Below are 4,962 nucleotides of genomic sequence, written 5' to 3'. Positions count from 1 at the left end.
TCCCAACGGCAAGCTGGACCGCAAAGCCCTGCCCAAGCCCGATGCCAACTTGCAGGCGCGGGACTACGTGGCACCGCAGAGCCCGCTGGAGCAACAGGTCGCGCAGATCTGGGCGCAGGTACTGGAAGTGCAGCGCGTCGGTTTGAAGGACAACTTCTTCGAGTTGGGCGGGCACTCGTTGCTGGCTACCCAAGTGGTGGTGCGATTGCGCGAGCAGCTGCACAGCGAGATCGACGTCAAGTCGATCTTCACCACGCCGACCCTGGCCGAGTTCTGTGCCCATGTCGCAGCGCAGCAGACAAATATTTCGCCGGTGCAGGATGCATTGGCTAAATCCCTGGAGGCCCTCAAACGTCTATCAGCAGAAGATTTGGATAAATTGACTTCCTGAGGGGCGTGGCGTGCAAGCATTAATCGAGTCGGTGGGTTCTCTTTCTGCGCAAGAAAAGAAAGCGTTGGCGGTACTGCTCAAACAGCAAGGCATCAACCTGTTCGAGATCGCCCCGGTTTTCAAGCGCCAGCAGGATGAACCGCTGCGACTCTCTTATGCCCAGGAGCGGCAGTGGTTTCTCTGGCAATTGGAGCCCGAGAGCCCTGCCTACCACTTGCCCCGTGCCTTGCGCCTGAAGGGCCGGCTCGACCATTCAGCATTGCAGCACAGTTTCGACACCTTGCTGGCTCGCCATGAAAGCCTGCGTACCCACCTGCATCAGGATGGAGAGCAGGTGGTGCAGGTAGTGCAGGCGCAGTCGAGTGTGTCGATCGACTTGGAGCGAGCCGACCCACAGCAATTGGAAGCCTTGGTAAAGGCTGAAGTGGCCAAGCCCTTCGACTTGCAGCAGGGCCCCCTGCTGCGAGTCAAACTACTGCAGCTGGCCGAGGAGGAACACGTACTGGTGCTGGTACTGCACCATATCGTGTCCGATGGCTGGTCGATGCAGGTCATGGTCGACGAGTGGGTTCAACTGTATGTCGCCTATAGCCAGGGGCGAAGCTTGGCGTTGCCCGACCTGCCGATCCAATACCCCGATTACGCGCTGTGGCAACGTAGTTGGATGGAAGCTGGAGAAAAGGAGCGCCAGCTCGGTTACTGGCGGGAGTTGTTGGGGGGTGAGCAGCCTGTGCTGGAGCTGCCTTTGGATTATCCACGGCCAGCCGTGCAAAGCTATCGTGGTGCCCGGCTGGACGTTGCCCTGGATCATGGGTTGGTGGCAGGGCTCAAGGCCTTGGCCCAGCGCGAAGGCGTGACGCTGTTCATGCTGTTGCTGGCATCTTTCCAGACCCTGCTGTATCGCTACAGCGGCCAGTCCGATATCCGTGTCGGCGTGCCGATCGCCAACCGCACCCGGGTGGAGGTCGAGCGCTTGATCGGCTTCTTCGTCAATACCCAGGTACTGAAGGCCGATATCGATGGGCAGATGACTTTCAGCCAGCTGCTGGCTCAGGTCAAGCAACGGGCTCTCGAGGCCCAGGGGCATCAGGACCTGCCGTTCGAGCAATTGGTCGAGGCCCTGCAGCCCGAGCGCAGCCTGAGTCATAACCCGCTGTTCCAGGTGATGTTCAATCACCAGACCGAGGGCCGTGTCCGTGGTGAACAACAACTGCCAGGGCTGGGCGTCGAGGCATTGGAGTGGGACAGCCAGAGCGCGCAGTTCGATCTGAGCCTGGATACCCAGGAGTCGATCGAGGGCGTCTGGGCTTGCTGGACATACGCGACGGATCTGTTCGATAGCGCCACGATCGAGCGCATGACTCGGCATTGGCAGGCGCTGCTACAGGCTGTAGTGGCGGAGGCCGGGCAGCGAATCGCCCACTTGACGATACAGGATGCCGCCGAGCAACAAGCGCTGTTGCATGCCTGGAATGATGCCGCGCCGGCATTCATGCACCCTGCAGGTGTGCATGGCCTGTTCGAGGTCCAGGCGCGGCAACGTCCTGAAGCGCCGGCCTTGCATCTGGGCCAGCAGTCCATGACCTATGCCGAGCTGAATCGCCAGGCCAACCGTCTGGCCCACTACCTGATCGGCCAGGGGGTCGGACCCGAAGTCCTGGTCGGGATCGCGGTGGAGCGCTCCTTTGCCATGGTGGTCAGCCTGTTGGCAGTGCTCAAGTCTGGTGGTGCCTATGTGCCGCTGGACCCGGATTACCCCCGTGAGCGGCTGTTGCACATGCTCGAAGACAGTGGCGTGCACTTGGTGTTGCGCCAGTCTCATTTGCAATTGCCACTGCCCCAGGGCCTGGTGACGTTGGATATCGACCAGGCCGAAGCGGCATTGCAGCAGTGTTCTGAAGACAATCCCCAAGTGATGGCCGACCCGCGTAGCCTGGCCTATGTGATCTACACCTCGGGCTCGACGGGCAAGCCCAAGGGCGTGGCGATCAGTCACGCCGCCCTGACTGAGTTTTCCAGCATCGCCGCAGGTTATTCACGCTTGACGCCGAATGACCGGGTGCTGCAGTTCGCTACCTTGAACTTCGACGGCTTCGTCGAGCAGTTGTATCCGGCCCTGAGCCAGGGAGCCAGCGTGGTATTGCGTGGTCCAGAGCTTTGGGACAGTGCTCGGTTGTATGACGAAATCATTAACCAGGGCATCACCCTGGCCGACTTGCCAACGGCCTATTGGAAACTGTTCCTGCTCGATTGCCTGGCGGCAGGCCCAAGACCTTATGGAGCGTTACGGCAGATCCATATCGGTGGCGAAGCCATGCCGCTGGATGGGCCGGCGCAATGGCAGCGTGCGGGGCTGGGGCATATCCGTCTACTCAATACCTACGGGCCGACCGAAGCCACTGTGGTTTCCAGCGTGCTCGATTGCAGTGCTGGCAATGAGGCGGCTGGCGGCATAGCCAGTCCGATTGGTCGTTCGTTGCCTGGGCGTGCCTTGTACGTCCTGGATCGCGATCTGAACCTGGCGCCCTTGGGGGCGGTAGGTGAGTTGTATATCGGTAGCCATTGCGGGCTGGCGCGGGCTTACCTGAACCGTGCGCTGTTGACCGCCGAACGTTTTGTCGCGAACCCGTTCTCCAGCACGGGTGAGCGTCTTTACCGTACCGGCGACCTGGCAAGGTACCGGGCCGATGGCGTGATCGAATACATCGGCCGGGCCGATCATCAAGTGAAAGTCCGTGGCTTTCGTATCGAGCTGGGCGAAATCGAAGCACGGCTGCTGGCTCAGGAGCAGGTGCGTGAAGCGGTAGTGCTGGCAGTCGACAACCAGTTGCTGGCGTACCTGGTGGCCGAGCCGTCTGATACCCAGGTGCTGGCTCAGGCGCTGCGTACGGCTTTGGCAGAACAGTTGCCGGATTACATGATTCCAGCGCACCTGATCTTCCTTGAGCGTATGCCGCTCAACCCTAACGGCAAGCTGGACCGTGCTGCCTTGCCCAAGCCTGATAGCAGCCTGATGAATCAGGAATGGGTGGCTCCGGTGAGCGAATCGGAGCAGCAAGTTGCGGCCATCTGGGCCGATATCCTGGGAGTCGAGCGAGTAGGTCTCACCGATCACTTCTTCGAAATGGGTGGCCACTCGTTGTTGGCGATGCAGGTGGTTTCGCGCCTGCGCCATGTCCTGGGGTGTGAGGTGCCCCTGAAGCTGGTATTCGAACAGCCTCGCCTGGGTGGTTTTGTGGCAACCCTGCAGGGAATGGACTCCAGTGCGGTCGTGCAGGCGCCGGCGATGATCACGGTCGATCGTGAACAACCCTTGTCACTGTCGTTTGCCCAGGAGCGCCAATGGTTCCTCTGGCAACTGGACCCGACCAGCGCCGCCTACCATGTGCCCAGCGCGCTGCGCCTGAAGGGCCCGCTGGATCTGGCTGCGTTGCAGCGCAGTTTCGACACCCTGGTGGCGCGCCATGAAAGCCTGCGCACCCATTTGCACCAGGATGGCGAGCGGGCTGTCCAGATCATCGCAGCACAAGCACAAGTGTCGATCCAGCAACTGGAGGTGAAGGAACAGGAGCTCAAGTCCCTGGTCGAGGCGCAGATCGCCCAGCCATTCGATTTGAGCCGGGGCCCATTGCTGCGGGTCAACCTGCTGCGCCTGGCCGAAGATGACCATGTGCTGGTGTTGGTACAGCACCACATCGTGTCCGATGGCTGGTCGATGCAGGTCATGGTCCAGGAACTGATGCAGTTGTACGCCGCCTACAGCCAGGGGCAGGAGTGCGCGTTGCCGGCCCTGGCGATCCAGTATGCCGACTACGCCGCCTGGCAGCGTGACTGGATGGAGGCCGGGGAGAAGGCAAGGCAATTGGACTACTGGTGTGCATTGCTTGGAGGTGAACAACCCGTCCTGGAACTACCGTTCGACCACCAGCGTCCGGCTTTGCAAAGTCATCGTGGTGCTCGTTTGGATGTGTCGTTGCAAGACTCTCTGGTGACTGGCCTGAAAGTCTTGGCACAACGTGAGGGCATGACTCTGTTCATGCTGCTGCTGGCCTCGTTCCAAGTGCTGCTGCATCGCTATAGCGGTCATCAGGACATCCGTGTCGGGGTGCCGATCGCCAACCGCAACCGGGTAGAGACCGAGCGCCTGATCGGTTTCTTCGTCAACACCCAGGTACTCAAGGCCGATATCGATGGCCAGATGACCGTCGGCCAGTTGCTGGCGCAGGTCAAGCAGCGGGCCCTGGAGGCCCAGGCCCACCAGGACCTGCCGTTCGAGCAACTGGTGGAGGCGTTGCAGCCTGAGCGCAGCCTGAGCCTCAACCCGCTGTTCCAGGTGATGTTCAACTATCAGACGCAAGGGAGCCTGGGCGATCAGCCTCAGATGCTCTCTGGGCTGCATATCGAAGGCTTGGAATGGGAGCGTCGTACTGCTCATTTCGATCTGGACCTGGATGTGCATGAAAGCCGCGAGGGTCTCTGGGCTTCGCTGGGTTATGCCACCGACCTGTTCGAAGCCTCGACGATCGAGCGCATGGCCCGCCACTGGCAGAACCTGCTGCAGGCGATGGTTA

At 60.8% G+C, this 4,962-nt stretch carries 2 protein-coding genes; both read left to right on the top strand.

Annotated elements, in window-relative coordinates:
* Nucleotides 1-391: phosphopantetheine-binding protein (locus ACK6AU_RS31285; RefSeq protein WP_409303581.1), on the top strand; the 391-nt coding region annotated here is incomplete at its 5' end.
* Nucleotides 392-401: 10 nt separating this feature from the next.
* A partial coding sequence (locus ACK6AU_RS31280; protein ID WP_409303579.1) for an amino acid adenylation domain-containing protein occupies nucleotides 402-4,962 on the top strand: 4,561 nt, incomplete at its 3' end.

Source organism: Pseudomonas sp. KCJK8993, assembly GCF_046230915.1.
GTDB classification, from domain to species: Bacteria; Pseudomonadota; Gammaproteobacteria; order Pseudomonadales; family Pseudomonadaceae; genus Aquipseudomonas; species Aquipseudomonas piscis.
The sequence above is the reverse complement of the archived record's forward strand: the minus strand, read 5'-3'. Positions and strand labels throughout refer to the sequence as shown.